15 protein-coding genes and 1 riboswitch are annotated in these 14,548 nt (G+C 66.0%); of the genes, 9 read left to right on the forward strand and 6 right to left on the reverse strand.

The features are described from left to right. Positions 1-32: 32 nt before the first annotated feature. The 3 genes from ACKI1H_RS12045 (at position 33) to ACKI1H_RS12055 (ending at position 2,741) form a co-directional block, all read left to right on the forward strand. On the forward strand, positions 33-302 hold the full coding sequence (locus ACKI1H_RS12045) for a hypothetical protein (RefSeq protein ID WP_081517656.1): 270 nt from the start codon (positions 33-35) through the stop codon (positions 300-302). A 53-nt stretch (positions 303-355) separates the two neighbouring features. Beyond that, a complete protein-coding gene (locus ACKI1H_RS12050) occupies positions 356-1,033 on the forward strand; it encodes a class I SAM-dependent methyltransferase (RefSeq protein ID WP_138520678.1) in 678 nt (225 codons plus the stop codon). A 325-nt stretch (positions 1,034-1,358) separates the two neighbouring features. Further along, entirely contained in the window at positions 1,359-2,741 is a 1,383-nt protein-coding gene (locus tag ACKI1H_RS12055; RefSeq protein ID WP_440468451.1) for an amino acid permease, read from the forward strand. A gap of 63 nt (positions 2,742-2,804) precedes the next feature. Here ACKI1H_RS12055 and ACKI1H_RS12060 read toward each other — a convergent pair whose 3' ends face one another. The 4 genes from ACKI1H_RS12060 to ACKI1H_RS12075 all read right to left on the reverse strand — a co-directional run bounded on the left by ACKI1H_RS12060 (position 2,805) and on the right by ACKI1H_RS12075 (position 6,722). Continuing rightward, entirely contained in the window at positions 2,805-3,179 is a 375-nt protein-coding gene (locus tag ACKI1H_RS12060) for a 5-carboxymethyl-2-hydroxymuconate Delta-isomerase (protein ID WP_440468452.1), read from the reverse strand. 301 nt (positions 3,180-3,480) lie between these two features. Beyond that, positions 3,481-5,391: a M48 family metallopeptidase gene (locus ACKI1H_RS12065; RefSeq protein ID WP_440468453.1), complete on the reverse strand. Its 1,911-nt coding sequence runs from the start codon at positions 5,389-5,391 to the stop codon at positions 3,481-3,483. Positions 5,392-5,412: 21 nt separating this feature from the next. After that, positions 5,413-6,009, reverse strand: a complete 597-nt coding sequence (locus ACKI1H_RS12070) for a LemA family protein (protein WP_440468454.1) — start codon at positions 6,007-6,009, stop codon at positions 5,413-5,415. Positions 6,010-6,173: 164 nt separating this feature from the next. Next, the gene (locus ACKI1H_RS12075) at positions 6,174-6,722 is read right to left on the reverse strand and encodes a cysteine hydrolase family protein (RefSeq protein WP_138520683.1); all 549 of its coding nucleotides are present in this window, start codon (positions 6,720-6,722) and stop codon (positions 6,174-6,176) included. A 124-nt stretch (positions 6,723-6,846) separates the two neighbouring features. On the opposite strand from ACKI1H_RS12075, the gene ACKI1H_RS12080 reads away from it, so the two are divergent. After that, positions 6,847-7,845 (forward strand): GlxA family transcriptional regulator, encoded by a 999-nt coding sequence (locus ACKI1H_RS12080; RefSeq protein ID WP_440468455.1) that lies wholly within the window; start codon positions 6,847-6,849, stop codon positions 7,843-7,845. Here ACKI1H_RS12080 and ACKI1H_RS12085 read toward each other — a convergent pair. After that, positions 7,835-8,134 (reverse strand): DUF3303 domain-containing protein, encoded by a 300-nt coding sequence (locus ACKI1H_RS12085; protein ID WP_138520685.1) that lies wholly within the window; start codon positions 8,132-8,134, stop codon positions 7,835-7,837. The two genes, ACKI1H_RS12080 and ACKI1H_RS12085, sit on opposite strands and share 11 nt — an antisense overlap. Before the next feature lie 193 nt (positions 8,135-8,327). Continuing rightward, positions 8,328-8,696 (reverse strand): cupin domain-containing protein, encoded by a 369-nt coding sequence (locus ACKI1H_RS12090; protein WP_138520686.1) that lies wholly within the window; start codon positions 8,694-8,696, stop codon positions 8,328-8,330. 162 nt (positions 8,697-8,858) lie between these two features. Between ACKI1H_RS12090 and ACKI1H_RS12095 the strand changes: the two genes are divergently transcribed. The 5 genes from ACKI1H_RS12095 to ddlA all read left to right on the forward strand — a co-directional run bounded on the left by ACKI1H_RS12095 (position 8,859) and on the right by ddlA (position 14,507). Beyond that, entirely contained in the window at positions 8,859-9,287 is a 429-nt protein-coding gene (locus ACKI1H_RS12095; protein WP_138520687.1) for a VOC family protein, read from the forward strand. Positions 9,288-9,346: 59 nt separating this feature from the next. Then, a riboswitch (cobalamin riboswitch) is annotated at positions 9,347-9,553 on the forward strand. 94 nt (positions 9,554-9,647) lie between these two features. Then, a complete protein-coding gene (locus ACKI1H_RS12100; protein ID WP_440468456.1) occupies positions 9,648-11,603 on the forward strand; it encodes a TonB-dependent receptor plug domain-containing protein in 1,956 nt (651 codons plus the stop codon). Further along, positions 11,603-12,307 carry a (2Fe-2S) ferredoxin domain-containing protein gene (locus ACKI1H_RS12105; protein WP_440468457.1) on the forward strand — a complete coding sequence of 235 codons (705 nt, stop codon included), beginning with the start codon at positions 11,603-11,605 and terminating at the stop codon, positions 12,305-12,307. Before ACKI1H_RS12100 ends, ACKI1H_RS12105 begins: the two co-directional genes overlap by 1 nt. 113 nt (positions 12,308-12,420) lie before the next feature. Next, positions 12,421-13,320 carry an ABC transporter substrate-binding protein gene (locus ACKI1H_RS12110; RefSeq protein ID WP_440468458.1) on the forward strand — a complete coding sequence of 300 codons (900 nt, stop codon included), beginning with the start codon at positions 12,421-12,423 and terminating at the stop codon, positions 13,318-13,320. Between the two features lie 92 nt (positions 13,321-13,412). After that, positions 13,413-14,507, forward strand: a complete 1,095-nt coding sequence (ddlA, locus tag ACKI1H_RS12115; protein ID WP_440468459.1) for a D-alanine--D-alanine ligase — start codon at positions 13,413-13,415, stop codon at positions 14,505-14,507. Positions 14,508-14,548: the final 41 nt, after the last annotated feature.

Genomic DNA, 14,548 nt, shown 5'->3' on the forward strand with positions numbered 1-14,548 from the left:
CAATGTACTGACTTCGACAGGAACCCTCCCCGATGCGTTCGCCTTTTCTGCCTTGTAGCCTGCCCCGTGTTCTGCCTCTGGCCGCTCTGCTGCTGGCGTCCTTGAGCGCCCAGGCCGCGCCGATGCCGTTCTATCGCTGGCAGAGCAAGCTCGATGGCGCCTATACCTGCCAGCAGACGTCGCCGGGCAGTGGCTGGCAGAAGATCGGCGGGCCGTTCCGCGACGCCGGCTGTCGCGAAGCGTTGCCGCAGACCCCGCCGCCCAAGGGATTGGCGGTTCCCAAGGTGCTGAAGGGGCAGTAGTCCACTGTTTCAGCAGGAGCGGGCCTCCGCCTATCTCACGCACGGAGTTCGTCATGACCGACCACGACGCCCGAATTCGCCAGAGCTGGCTGGCCAACGCCGATGCCTGGACCCGCGCAGTACGCGAGCAGCGCATCGAGAGCCGGCGGCTGGTGACGGATGCGGCGATCCTCGGCGCCATCGCTGAGGGCCCGGCGCTGCGTGTGCTCGATATCGGCTGTGGCGAAGGCTGGCTGTGCCGCGCGCTGGCGGCGCGGGGCAGCGAGTGCGTCGGTGTGGACGCCTCGGCGCCCCTGGTCGATTCGGCGCGGACAGAGGGCGGCGCACGCTTCGAGGTCATGGATTACGCGGCGCTGATCGAGTCGGGTAGCAGCCTGGGCCAGTTCGACGTCCTGGTGTGCAACTTCGCGCTGCTCGACGAGTACATCGCGCCCTTGCTGAGCGCATTGCGCGAGCGGCTCAACCCTGGCGGGCGGCTGCTGATCCAGACTGTGCATCCTTGGGCTGCCTGTGGTGACGAACCCTACGCGGACGGCTGGCGCCTGGAAACCTTCGCCGCCTTCGGGGGGGAGTTCAGCTCGCCGATGCCCTGGTTCTTCCGCACCCTGGAGTCCTGGCTGGCGCTGCTGACCGCCAGCGGCTGGCGTCTGCGGCAGCTGCGCGAACCGCGCCATCCGGACACTGGCCAGCCCTGCTCGCTGTTGCTGGACCTGCACGCGCTGGCGGGCTGAAGCGCTCTACACCGGCCCTGTCCGGGCACGCGGATGTGGCGATACGCCGCTATTCCTTTGGTCACATTGCACCTTGGTGGTGCAGACGTTTCCCACACACTTGTGTAACACTCGCCCGCGACCTCAGCCGTGGTCCTCCCGCAATGCCCACGTCCGCTTCACAAGAGCGGGCAGCCTCTTCCGGTGTGCCGTCCTGGAACTGCCAGACACTTCTCCCTCCGTGCCGCCCGGCGCGGTGGCGAAGCCTTTGCGGTGGTTCCGCACCCTGACTGCACTCAGAGTCCGCAGCTGATTACTCCCAAGAACAAAATGAGGTTGCATCACCATGTCGTCCCACGATCTCCAAAGGGATCTCAACGAGCGGCACATCCGTCTCATGGCCCTGGGCGCCTGCATCGGCGTCGGTCTGTTCCTCGGCTCCGCCAAGGCCATCCAGATGGCCGGCCCGGCCATCATGCTGTCCTACATCATCGGCGGTCTCGCCATCCTGGTGATCATGCGCGCCCTCGGCGAGATGGCCGTGCACAATCCCGTGGCCGGCTCCTTCGCCCGCTACGCCCAGGACTACCTCGGCCCGCTGGCCGGCTACCTGACCGGCTGGAACTACTGGTTCCTCTGGCTGGTGACCTGCGTCGCGGAGATCACCGCGGTGGCCATCTACATGGGCATCTGGTTCCCCGACGTGCCCCGCTGGATCTGGGCGCTGGCCGCGCTGGCGAGCATGGGCACCATCAACCTCATCGCCGTGCGCGCCTTCGGTGAGTTCGAGTTCTGGTTCGCGCTGATCAAGATCGTCACCATCGTCGCGATGATCCTGGCCGGTGCCGGCATGATCTTCTTCGGCCTGGGCAACGGCGGCATCGCTACCGGCATCTCCAACCTGTGGAGCAACGGCGGTTTCATGCCCCACGGCATCACCGGCGTGCTGATGTCGCTGCAGATGGTGATGTTCGCCTACCTGGGCGTGGAGATGATCGGCCTCACCGCCGGTGAAGCGAAGAACCCGCAGAAGACCATCCCCGGCGCAATCAACTCGGTGTTCTGGCGCATCCTGCTGTTCTACGTGGGCGCGCTGTTCGTGATCATGTCGATCTACCCGTGGAACGAGATCGGCACCCAGGGCAGTCCGTTCGTGATGACCTTCGAGCGCATGGGCATCAAGACCGCTGCCGGCATCATCAACTTCGTGGTGATCACCGCTGCGCTGTCTTCCTGCAACGGCGGCATCTTCAGCACCGGTCGCATGCTCTACAGCCTCGCCCAGCATGGCCAGGCTCCGGCCGTGTTCGCCAAGACCTCCAGCGGCGGCGTGCCGCGCAATGCGCTGTTGCTGTCGATCTTCGCGCTGCTGCTGGGCGTGCTGCTGAACTACCTTGTGCCCGAGAAGGTGTTCACCTGGGTGACCTCCATTGCCACCTTCGGTGCGATCTGGACCTGGGCGATGATCCTGCTGGCTCAGCTGAAATTCCGCCGCGGCCTCTCCGCTGCCGAAGCCGGCAAGCTGCAGTTCAGGATGTGGCTGTACCCGCTCAGCTCCTACCTGGCGATGGCCTTCCTGGTGCTGGTGGTGGTGCTGATGGCCTTCTTCGAGGACACCCGCATCGCGCTGTACATCGGCCCGGCGTTCCTGGTGTTGCTGACGGTGCTGTACTACGTGCTGAACCTCGCGCCGAAAAGCGAGCAGGGCGCTGCTGCCAGCCGTGCCTGATGCTCGGTTGAGTGAATGAAAAAAAGGGCCTCTTCGGAGGCCCTTTTTCTTTCTCGTGGCAACTCAGGCGCTGGGCAGGCTGCCGGCCATGCGCGTCAGGCTGCGGTCGAGCTCGGTGATTTCCAGTTGCAGGCCTACGGGGCGTTTGTCGATGAGCGCGGCCAGGGTCTGCTCGGCGGTGGCGAAAAGGGTATCGACGATGCGCTGGCGCAGTTCTTCCGGGCGGCCGGGGGCGATGCGGATCTGGATATTGATGAAGCCTTCGTTCCGGGTGTCGGCACCGACGTGATGCTGGTCGATGGCGCGGGCGAAGGTGCGCAAGCCGTTCAGGGGGAACACTCCCAGACTTATTGCCGCTTCGTGGAGCTTGCGGGGCAGTTCCAGTGGGTGTAGGTCGTCGGTGAGGTTGGCGGTGTAGTCGATGGCGATGTGGGGCATGGGGACAGTCCGGCATCAGTGATGCCAGCCATCCTAGGGCGATAGGTTCGCTGGAGATATGCGGGTGACTACGTATTTGACGGGGTCGATCTGCAGAAACACCCGCGGGCGCGATTCGGGGTTTCCATCCACATCAAATATACGGGTGAAGCATCAACGTAGGATGGCGTGGAGCGAAGCGATACCCATCGCTTCCTATGCACCGAAGCAGCATGGGTATCGCAAGCCCTACCCATCCTACGAATGCGTTCGCCGGGGGGCGGCAGAGAAGGTTCGCTGCGGGGTGGGGTTAGGAGGTGTTTCAGCTCGCCAGCAACGGCGGCATCGGGCAGTCCAGGATATCCGCCACCGCGCGCATCAGCTCGGCCTCGCCAGCAGTGATGTGGCCGTCATGCTCGATGCAGCGTGCCAGCGCCTTGAGCAGTTGCGGCTTTTGCAGTGGGCGCAGTTGCTCCAGTTGCTTCAGTGCGGTTTCAAGGTCGCGCAGACTGGCAGCAGCGGGGAGCGGTCGAGGCGCGAAGGGCAGACCGCTCCAGGCATCGGCGAACGCCTGCTCGGTCTGCAGGTCGCTGGTTTCCCCGACACGCGCGAGGAAGGCCAGCAGCGTCGCGCAGGCTTCGGACAACTCCGCCAGCGCCACATTGCCGATCTTGCCGCTGCCCGGTCGCAGGTTGCGCTCGATGATGCGCAGCAGGGTCCACTCCAGCAGCTTCACCTTGCCGTCGAGCTTGATCAGCAGCGCCATGTTCTCGCGCAGGGCGAGGAAGTCCTTGCTGTCCAGTTGCTTGAGCGCCGGCATGGCCAGGTCCAGCAATGGCAGGCGCTGGCCGGGGTCGAGCTGGAGCAGCGACTCTTCCAGCAGGTCCAGTTGCAGTGCCTGGCTCAGGTTCAGGCGCTGCTTGATCGCTTCCAGCTGACGCGTCCGCTGGCCGGGTTCGCTGTCCAGTAGCAGGCCGTAGACCAGCGCTTGCGCGCCTTCACTGTCGTGGGCGGCGCGCTGCAGGCGTTCATCCAGGCGCTGCAGGGTGCTGCGGGCTTCCTGCAGGTGCGCAACGGTGGGAGCACCGACAGCGGCGACGGCCACTTCCACGGCGCTGGGCTGGTAGGGCTGGCCGGTCACGGCAGCGGTCCATGCGTCCTTGTTCATCAGCGCCACGTCCAGGCGCGGCTCGAACTTCGGGTAGCGACCGTCCCAGCCCGGATCGACCCGGCGGATGCGGTCCTTGAGTGGCGGGTGGGTGTCGAACCAGCTGCTGCCCACGCCATCGCCGAAATACAGGTGGCTGAACTCGGCCGCGCGCGGCGCGCTGAGGAGGGCGCCCAACGGGTTGCCGCCGATCTTCTTGAGCGCGCCGGCGATGGTAGAGGGATCACGGGTGAACTGCACCGCCGAGGCGTCGGCCAGGTATTCGCGCTGGCGACTCACTGATGCCTTGATCAGCTGGCCGAAGAAGGTGCCGACATAGCCCAGCACATAGAGCACCACGCCCGCGCCGATCACCAGCAGCACCACGCTGCCGCCGCCGTCCTTGTTATTGCTGCTGCTCCGGCTGCTGACGCGGACGCCGGTGCTGGTTTCGCTCCAGCCGCGCAGCAGCATGCCGCCGATCAGGCCGAGCAGGAGCATGCCGTGGAGCAGGGCGGTGAGTCGGGTGTTGAGCCGCATGTCGCCGTGGTGGATATGGCTGAATTCGTGGGCGATCACGCCCTGCAATTCATTGCGGTCGAGCTGCTCGATGGCGCCACGGGTGATGCCGATCACCGCATCGTGTGGCGTCAGTCCGGCGGCAAAGGCGTTGATCGAGCCGTCTTCCAGTACGTACACCGGCGGCACCGGCGAGCCGGAAGCCAAGGCCATTTCCTCGACGACATTGAGCAGGCGGCGCTCATCGGCGTTGCCGGCGCTGAGGTTGAGCAGGCGGCCGCCCAGGCTCTCGGCGACCACCTTGCCGCCGGCGCTCAATTGCACCTGCTTGTACAGCGCACCGAGGACGACCACGCCGACGATCACCGCGGCCACCGACAGGTAGAGCTCCGGGTCGGGCAGGGAGGCGCGCGAGGTCAGGTGCAAAGCCGGCTCACCCAGGTGGCGCCAGAGCCAGCCCAGGGCGAAGCTGGTGATGGTGACCAGGCAGACCACCGCCACGCTCAGCAGCAGGACCAGGCGCCCGGTCTGCTTGCGGGCGCGGTCCTGGTGTTCGAAGAAGTTCATCGCGCGTCCTGCGCCAGGTTTTTAGAAAGCGACTTTCGGCGCGGACTGGATTTCCTTGCTGTCCTCGAACTCCAGCAGACTGGCGTCCTTGCTGTGGCCATAGGTGGTGGCCAGGAAGTTGGCGGGGAACGACTGGCGGTAGGTGTTGTACTCCATCACCGCGTCGTTGTAGGCCTGGCGGGCGAAGGCCACCTTGTTCTCGGTGCTCGACAGCTCCTCGCTGACCTGCTGCAGGTTCTGCGAAGCCTTGAGGTCCGGGTAGGCTTCCAGGGTCACGTTGAGGCGCCCCATGGCACCGCCCAGGGCATTCTCGGCGGCGGCCAGTTGCGCCATGCGGCCGGCATCGCCGGGTTGCTCGGAAGCGGCCTTCAGACCAGCAACCGCAGCATTACGCGCGGCGATCACCGCTTCCAGCGTCTCGCGCTCGTGCTTGAGGTAGGCCTTGGCGGTTTCCACCAGGTTGGGAATCAGGTCGTAGCGGCGCTTGAGCTGCACCTCGATCTGCGCGAAGGCGTTCTGGTAGCGGTTGCGCAGCGCCACCAGGCGGTTGAACACGTTGATCAGCAGGAAGATGACGCCAGCGATGATGGCGAGGGTGATGATCGAAGAAACGCTCATGGGATGTCCTTATCGGCGGGCGATCGAGCGTCGATAATAGCGGAAAGCCAGCGACGTGTTGGGCAACTTCTCACGTCTTGATTCGCCGATTCGTTGGCAGCGTCCTGGCGCGTTTCTGAACGAAAAAGGGCCTCCCTGGAGGCCCTTTTTCCAAACCCTGTAGATCAGCGGTTCAGGTAGTCGGCGGTGGACACGACTTCGGCGTAGGCAAATGCCAGGGAGGCCATGTAGGACGCATGCACCTGAGCGGCAGGAACCTTCACGCCATTGAACTCTAGGTCCAAGGTGGCACAGGCATCGTGCAGCACGGTCACCGGGTAGCCGAAGTCGGCAGCGGCGCGCACCGCACCATCCACGCACATGTGGCTCATGTGGCCGACCACCACCAGCGACGCCACGCCATGCTGGTCGAGGATCGCCTTCAGGTCGGTGTCGCGGAAGGCGTTGACGAAGTGCTTGAGCACCACCGGCTCGCCGGGCAGATTGGCGACCTTGCCGTGGATCTTCGCGCCGTCGCTGCCGGGGGCGAAGAACGGGGCGTCGGCACTGTCGAATTCGTGGCGCACGTGTACCACCAGGTCACCGCGCTCGCGGAAGGCGGCCAGGACCTTGGCGGCCTGGTCGGCAGCGGCTTCGATGCCGACCAGCGGCCACTTGCCGGAAGGGAAGTAGTCGTTCTGGATATCCACTAGGATGAGCGCTTGCTTGGCCATGTCCGCATTCCTTTCTTGAGTCTTGGGTAGTGAGTGTCGAGTGGTGGGGAAGTGGAACCAGTATGGTTCGCTGCGCGCCGCGCGGGGATCAGGCGGAACGACAATAACCGGGGGAAAACTGACAATGGCTGTGGAACGGAGCGTCGTCGAGATCGGGTTGCTGCTCTATCCCGGTGTGCAGGCGGCGGCGCTGCATGGGCTCACCGACCTGTTCGCCGTGGCCGAGCGGATCGCCGCCGAAGAGGCTGCCGGGCAATTGCCGGCGCTGCGGGTCAGCCATTGGTCTGGTGAGGATGGCAGCGAGCCCCGACGCGTCTTCGACACGCATCCGGGCGTCGCCAGCCGGCTGGTGGCGGTCCTCGTCCCGCCGTCGCTGTTTGGCCTGCCGGACGCCGCACCGTTGCGCAACCTCACCGACTGGCTCGCCGCGCGCCACGGCGAGGGCGCCATCGTCGGCTCAGTGTGCATCGGTGGTCTGCTGGTGGCGGAAGCCGGATTGCTCGACGGACGCAGCGCTACTGCCCACTGGAGCGGAGCCGAGGCCTTCGCCGAACGCTTCCCGCGCGTGCGCCTGGAGCCGCACAAACCCATCGTCGATGACGGCGACCTGATCACCTCTGCAGGGCTGATGGCCTGGTCGGACCTGGGCCTGCGCATCGTCGACCGCCTGCTCGGCCCGAGCATCGCCAACCGCACCGCGCGCTTCCTGGTGGTGGAGCACAGCGACAGCGCCCAGCAATGCGGCAGCAACTTCGCGCCGCTACTGGGCCATGGCGACGCTGCCATCCTCAAGGTGCAGCACTGGCTGCAGGGCAACGGCGCAGTGGATGTCAGCCTCGCCGCCATGGCAACCCAGGCCGGGCTGGAGGAGCGCACCTTCCTGCGCCGCTTCCGCGCCGCCACCGGGCTCAAGCCCACCGAGTACTGCCAGCACCTGCGGGTGGGCAAGGCGCGCGAGCTGCTGGAGTTCACCAACGGCACGGTGGACCACATCGCCTACACGGTCGGCTACCTCGACCCGGGTTCGTTCCGCAGCACCTTCCGCAAGATTACCGGGATGGCGCCGAGCGATTACCGCAAGCGCTTCGGCGCCAAGGCGGGGGCAAGTGCACTCAGCGATTGAATTCCTGCTTGCGCTGCTGCATCACTTCGGCCATCAGTGGCGCCAGGTCCTGGTCGGTCAGGGCCGGGTGAACCTGCATATCCAGCAGGTCGTTCCACTGCATCATCCAGCGCTGTATTTCGATGGGGCTCTCGGCTTCGGCCAGGCCGAAGCCAAGCATGTGCCCGACGGCGTGCCAGCGTCCGTGCAGCACCACCTTGTCGTGAGGCTGCGCGCCGGTCTTGAGGAACCGCTCGATGGCGGCATCGCGGTTTTCCATGGGGATAGTCCAACTCACCAGATAGAGCATTTCGCACCTCTGGCCCGGGTCCGGGCAGTCAAGTGTCGCGGACCCGAATCGGCACCGCCGCCAGAGTCACGCCTGTTGTTTCCCAGGCGTTACAGCCTCCGGCTGGGAGCGGTTTCCTCCCGTCAGGCATAGCAGCCGTTGTGCGACAGGGAGAGGCCGCTGATCGGCGCCGCGCGTTGCTGTCGATCGACGGTCACACCCAGCGATCATTCTCCGCCGTGCGCTCGCCGCCCTGGTCGCCGGTGTTCAGCACGCCGCGCGGCTCGATCAGCATCACCTGTACCTCATGCTCGGCATAGGGCTTGTGCTCGACGCCGCGCGGTACCACGTACAGCTCGCCGGCGCGCAGGGTCAGCGGGCCGTCGCGGAAGTCGATGCGCAACTCGCCGTCGAGCACGATGAAGGTTTCGTCGGTGTCGGCGTGGCTGTGCCAGACGAAGTCGCCGCGCAGCTTCACCACCTTGAACTGGTAGTCGTTCATCTCGGCGATCACCCGCGGTTGCCAGGTTTCAGTGATGCGGCCGAGCTTGTCCTGCAGGTTGATCGGTTGGCGCTGGGTCACGGTGGATTTCTCCTCTTTCTGATTCGGCTGACACTAAGGCCGCGCCGACAACCGGTCTTGCAGGAAATTGCGCTTCGCTTGCCGGTCGCCGCACCGCGCTGAAGCGGCGCAAAGGCGCGACTATGCTGGAAAGGACGCGCCCATCCCGCGTCGGAGATCGCCATGCCCCAGCCCGCACCTGCTGTACGCCCCAGCGTCATCCCCTGCCTGCGCTACCGCGATGCGCCTCAGGCCATCGACTGGCTGTGCGCCACCTTCGGTTTCCAGCGGCAGTTGGTGGTGGCCGATGAGCACGGCGGCATTGCCCACGCGCAGCTGGCGCTGGCTGATGGCAGTGGCCTGGTGATGCTCGGCTCGCTGCACGACAACGAGTACGGCCGACTGATGCGTCAGCCCGACGAAATCGGCGGCTGCACCCAGAGCATCTACGTGGTGGTGAAGGATGCGGAGGCGCTGTATCGCGCGGCGGTGGACGGCGGCGCGCAGATCGTCATCGACATCAAGGACGAAGACTACGGCGGCCAGGGCTTCACCTGCCGCGATCCGGAAGGCCACATCTGGAGCTTCGGTACCTACGATCCCTGGCACTGACGCCGCCCTGCAACATCCTGCCGCAACCCCTGCCCTTGACGCGTTCCCGACCTGGTGTTGAGATGCGCCCCGTTCCAGGTGCCTCACGCCGCCGTGCGTGAGGTGAAACGGGAAGCCGGTGCGTCGCCTTCGTGCGATCAGTCCGGCGCTGCCCCCGCAACGGTAAGCGAGCGGAGCATCCATTAGGCCACTGTGCGACAGCATGGGAAGGCGGATGCCCCAGGACCCTCGCAAGCCCGGAGACCGGCCTGGAACCTGTTTGGCAAACCCGCGGTGGGCGGGCGTGAGCCGGTTCCCGGGGCGCGCTCGTTCCGGGTCTCGCTGCGCCGCCTGCGAAATCCCGATTTCGAGGCGATCACCTTGCATTCTCCTGCTTTCAACTCCCGGCGCGCCCTGCGCTGGACTCCCGTTCTCTCCCTCTGTGCCCTCAGCTCGCAGCTCGTTGCGGCGCCGCTGGACCTGGCCGACGAAATCGTCAGCGCACCGTCGGTGGAGTCCACCACCGTGGCCGACATGGCCCGCTATGGCAGCAAGCTGGAGGTCATCGACCGCCAGCAGATCGAACGCGCCGGTCCCAGCGCCGACATCACCCGCGTGCTGCAGATGTACGTGCCCGGCCTGTTCGTTGCGCCGAAGAACGGCCCCTTCGACTACGGCACCTACTCGCTGCTGGGCGGGCGAAACGACGACACGCTGATCCTGCTGGACGGTGTGCGCCTGAACAACCGTCTCTACGGCGGCATCTACATCGACACCCTGCCGACCACCGCAGTGGAGCGCATCGAGGTGCTCAAGGGTGGCCAGGGCCTGCTGTTCGGCACCCAGGCGGTGAGCGGGGTGATCAACATCGTCACCCGCAGCGCGCGTTCGCGGGAGGCGACCGGCGAGGTGAACCTTGGCCTGGACACCTTCAAGGGCCGCAGCGGCGATGCCCGCGCTGAGAAAATCGTGCAGAACGGCCTGGGCGACCTCGGCCTGATGGCCTATGTCAGCCACAACCGCTCCGATGGCTACCAGCCTTACCGCGACCAGGACATGACCAGTACGGTCAGCGACAAGCGCCGCTCCTACGATGTCAACGTGTTCGGCGCCAAGGCCATCCAGGCCATCGGTGACGCCTCGCGGCTGGAGCTGTTCTACCAGTACGCCGATGCCGAGCTGGACTTCTCCCGGCCGACCTCCAACCACCACACCAGCAACAACCGCGTGCAGCAGATCGCCACGGCGACTTTCCAGCAGCGCGTCGGCGACGATTTCAGCTGGTTCGCCAAGACCCACATAAACGATTGGGACACCCGCTACGACCGCGTCTACAACCTGCAGGGTGGCGGCACCCAGGTGCTCAACCACAACGACTACTGGGGCTTCACCGACTGGGGCGCGCAGCTCGAAGGCAAGGCCCGGTTGGCAGGCGGCCACGAACTGGTCTTCGGCAGCGACAACCAGTGGTACAAGGGCCAGGACGATGTGCTGATCATCGACAACGACAAGGCCGAGTCCCACGCGCTGTACGCCCAGCTGCGGCCGAACATCGAGGCGTTGCCCGACTGGCATCCGAGCCTTGGCGTGCGTCGCGAGGAAATCTCCGGTGGCGAAGGCGCCACCGTGTGGATGCTCACCTCGCTCTACGACCTGACCCAGCAGCTCAAGCTGCGCGGCCAGTTCGGCACCGCCTTCAAGCTGCCCACCGCCGAGCAACTGTTCGTCAACGAACCGGGCGATGAAGTCGGTAACCGTGATCTCAAGCCCGAGCGCAGCCGCAACGCCGAACTGGGCCTGGACTACACCGGCGAACTGTTCGACCAGCCGTGGAGCGGCAGCGTCACCCTGTTCCGCCGCGAAATCACCGACCTCATCACCCTCGCGGGCGACCAGTGGGTGAACGGCAGTGGTGAGATAGAGGTGCGTGGCGTGGAAGCCAACGGCCAGTGGCAGTTTGGCCGGCACTGGCAGGTCTCCGCCGACGCCACGCGCAACCTGGTGGATAGCCGCGAAGGTGTGACGGTGAACAACATCCCGCACTTCTTCGCTCGCGTGCGCCTGGGCTACGACGACAGCCTCTGGGGCGCCGGGCTCGCCACCCGCTACGTAGGCTCCATCGTCAGCGCCCAGGACGACGACTACGGCCATTACACCGTGCTCGACGGTGACGCCTACCGCTACCTCGACGCTGCCCGCGCGCACCGCCTGAGCCTGCTGCTGGAGAACCTGCTGGACCGTGACTACGCCACCGGCCGCACCAGCAACGGCATCCGTCAAGTGGACAACCTCGGCCGGCCGCGCACCGCCGAGCTGCGCTACACCTTCAGCTTCTGATGAAGGCCATCCTGCTGGTCGGCCCGCTGGCTGGAGCCCAGGGTGAGCACCTGCACCGCGAGGTCTCGGCGCGTTTCACCGGTGTCGAATGCATCGATACCGGTGAGGGGTTCGACTCGCTCTGGGCGCGCGTTCGCGAGCGGCTGGCCGAGGGCCGGGCGTTGCTGCTGGTGGACCTGGAGCCCACTGCCGATGGCGCCTATCTCGACTGGTTGTGTGCAGAGCTGGCTGTGCTGCTGGAGCAGTATCCGCAGGCACCGCCAGCGAAGGTCACAGCGTCGGCGCTCGGCCGGCGCGGGCTGGATGCGACGGCGGTGCTCGCAGCGATTGGCGATCCGGCGCAACAGCTGGATTGCCAGGGCGTCGGCGAGGTGCCGTCGCAGCCGGACTGGTCCGCGCCGCCGCCGCACCGGCACCATCTGTTCCTCTGTACCGGGCCGCGCTGCGTGCGGCGCGGTGCGCTGCCGCTATGGAAGACCCTGCGCCATGAGCTTATTCGCCTCGATCTCTACGAAAACGCCGAGGGTGCCTTGCTGACCCGCACCGGCTGCCAGTTCCCCTGCAATCGCGGGCCGATTCTGACGGTCTACCCCGAGCGCGTCTGGTACGGCCTGCGCAACGACGAGCAAGTGTGCCGGGTGGTGGCGGAGCACCTGCGTGATGGCGTGCCGGTGGCCGACTTGCGCGTGGATGACGGCTCATGAAACCCACACGGCTTTTCGTAGGAGCGAGCTTGCTCGCGAACAGATGGAGGCACCGTCGTTCGACTGTAGGAGCGCGCCATGCGCGCGATCGCGGGCGTGGCCCGCTCCTACAGGTGGCGTTATGGCTCGCGCTGGTACTGGGCGCCACGCCGGTGTCCGCTCAGGAATACCAAAATTGCGGGAACACCAGGCATATCGACTCTCCGCCACAACGCATCCTCGCTCTCAACCAGCACGCCGCCGACCTGCTGCTGGCGCTGGGTGCCGGTGAACGGCTGATCGGCGTGGCCTACATCGATGACGATCTTGATCTGAAGAAAGGGAGCTATCGCGGCGTGCCGTTGCTGTCGCGCCAGTATCCGTCGGCGGAGGCGGTCTACGCGCAACGCCCGGACCTGGTAGTGGCCGGCTTCGCCTCGGCTTTCCGCCTGGGCAACCTGTCCCGCGGGGAACTGGCCGGCCACGGTGTCGCCAGCTACCTGCTGGATGCCGGTTGCGAGGAGCGACAGGACGATCTGTTCGCCGGTATCGAGACGGACCTGAAGACCCTGGGCGATCTGCTCGGCGAACCGCAGCGGGCGCGGCAGCTTATCCGCCGGCAACGCGCCGAACTGACCGAGGCGCGCCGCCACTTCGCCGGGAGCGCGCCGCTGGAAGTCTTCTACCTCGACAGTGCCAGCAATGGCCTGGAAAGCCAGGGCCGGCGCGGCGTAGTCACCCAGTTGCTGCACGTCGCCGGCGCGCACAACCTGTTCGAGGACGTCGATCTGGGCGGCTTCACCGCCAACACCGAACAACTGCTGGCGCGCGACCCGGATGTGATCCTGCTGGCTGACGCGTTGTGGTCCACTGCCGAGCAGAAGAGACGAGCGTTGCGCGCCGACCCGGTCCTCTCACGCCTGCGTGCTGTGCGTGAAGGGCGCTTCGTGGCGCTGCCTTTTACCCACCTGTTTCCCGGCGTGCACAGTGGCCAGGCCGCCCGCGAGCTGGCGCAGGCGCTGAGCCGGTTCTGAGCAGAGGCGTCTCGTCTGTTCGCCGCCCACTGTTCCTACCCAAGCGCCGGGGCCCGTGTTAGAAAGCGCCCATCGATCCTTCGGAGGTGGTCATGGGCAAGTTGCGCGTTGGGGTGATTTTCGGTGGGCGTTCGGCGGAGCACGAGGTGTCCCTGCAGTCGGCGAAGAACATCGTCGACGCACTGGACCGCGAGCGCTTCGAGCCGGTGCTGATCGGCATCGACAAAGAGGGACGCTGGCACCTCAACGATGCCTCCGACTACCTGCTCAACCAGGAAAACCCGGCGCTGATCGCGTTGAACCGATCCAACCGCGAACTGGCCGTGGTGCCGGGCAAGGCCGAGCAGCAACTGGTGGAAACCGGCAGCCGCCAACTGCTCGATCACGTCGACGTGATCTTCCCCATCGTCCACGGCACCCAGGGCGAGGATGGCTGCCTGCAGGGGCTGCTGCGTATGGCTGACATTCCCTTCGTCGGCTCCGACGTGCTGGGCTCGGCCATCTGCATGGACAAGGACGTGAGCAAGCGCCTGCTGCGCGACGCCGGCATCGCCATCACGCCCTTCGTTACCCTGACCCGTGCCAATGCCGCGCGCACGCCGTTTGCCGAGGCGCAGCGCAAGCTGGGCCTGCCGCTGTTCATCAAGCCGGCGAACATGGGCTCCTCGGTGGGGGTGAGCAAGGTCGAGGACGAGGCGGCCTATGACCAAGCTGTACGACTGGCGCTGGCCTTCGACGACAAGGTGCTGGTGGAGTCCGCCGTGAAGGGCCGCGAGATCGAGTGCGCGGTGCTGGGCAACGAGCAGCCGATCGCCAGTGGTTGCGGCGAGATCGTCGTGGGCAGCGGCTTCTACTCCTACGACAGCAAGTACATCGACGAGGATGCGGCCAAGGTCGTGGTGCCGGCGGATATTCCTGTCGAGGCCAGCGAGCGTATCCGCCAGCTTGCCGTGGAGGCCTTCCTTGCCCTGGAGTGCTCCGGCCTGGCGCGGGTGGACGTGTTTCTCACCGAGAGCGGCGAGGTACTGATCAACGAGCTGAACTCGCTGCCCGGCTTCACCCGCATCAGCATGTATCCCAAGCTCTGGCAGGCCGCCGGGATGACCTACAGCGAGCTGGTCAGCCGCCTGATCGACCTGGCTATCGAGCGCCACGCCGCCCGCCGGAACCTGCAGACCAACCGCTGATCCGCTACCCGTCCCGTCCTTCTGCGCTACCCTGTGTGCCC

Source organism: Pseudomonas sp. YH-1, from assembly GCF_051990045.1.
Classification (GTDB): Bacteria; Pseudomonadota; Gammaproteobacteria; order Pseudomonadales; family Pseudomonadaceae; genus Pseudomonas; species Pseudomonas nicosulfuronedens.

Coding starts and splice junctions, on each gene's coding strand:
- ACKI1H_RS12045 (WP_081517656.1), top strand. CDS start 33: ATGCGTTCGCCTTTTCTGCCTTGTAGCCTGCCCCGTGTTCTGCCTCTG.
- ACKI1H_RS12050 (WP_138520678.1), top strand. CDS start 356: ATGACCGACCACGACGCCCGAATTCGCCAGAGCTGGCTGGCCAACGCC.
- ACKI1H_RS12055 (WP_440468451.1), top strand. CDS start 1,359: ATGTCGTCCCACGATCTCCAAAGGGATCTCAACGAGCGGCACATCCGT.
- ACKI1H_RS12060 (WP_440468452.1), bottom strand. CDS start 3,179: ATGCCCCACATCGCCATCGACTACACCGCCAACCTCACCGACGACCTA.
- ACKI1H_RS12065 (WP_440468453.1), bottom strand. CDS start 5,391: ATGAACTTCTTCGAACACCAGGACCGCGCCCGCAAGCAGACCGGGCGC.
- ACKI1H_RS12070 (WP_440468454.1), bottom strand. CDS start 6,009: ATGAGCGTTTCTTCGATCATCACCCTCGCCATCATCGCTGGCGTCATC.
- ACKI1H_RS12075 (WP_138520683.1), bottom strand. CDS start 6,722: ATGGCCAAGCAAGCGCTCATCCTAGTGGATATCCAGAACGACTACTTC.
- ACKI1H_RS12080 (WP_440468455.1), top strand. CDS start 6,847: ATGGCTGTGGAACGGAGCGTCGTCGAGATCGGGTTGCTGCTCTATCCC.
- ACKI1H_RS12085 (WP_138520685.1), bottom strand. CDS start 8,134: ATGCTCTATCTGGTGAGTTGGACTATCCCCATGGAAAACCGCGATGCC.
- ACKI1H_RS12095 (WP_138520687.1), top strand. CDS start 8,859: ATGCCCCAGCCCGCACCTGCTGTACGCCCCAGCGTCATCCCCTGCCTG.
- ACKI1H_RS12105 (WP_440468457.1), top strand. CDS start 11,603: ATGAAGGCCATCCTGCTGGTCGGCCCGCTGGCTGGAGCCCAGGGTGAG.
- ddlA (WP_440468459.1), top strand. CDS start 13,413: ATGGGCAAGTTGCGCGTTGGGGTGATTTTCGGTGGGCGTTCGGCGGAG.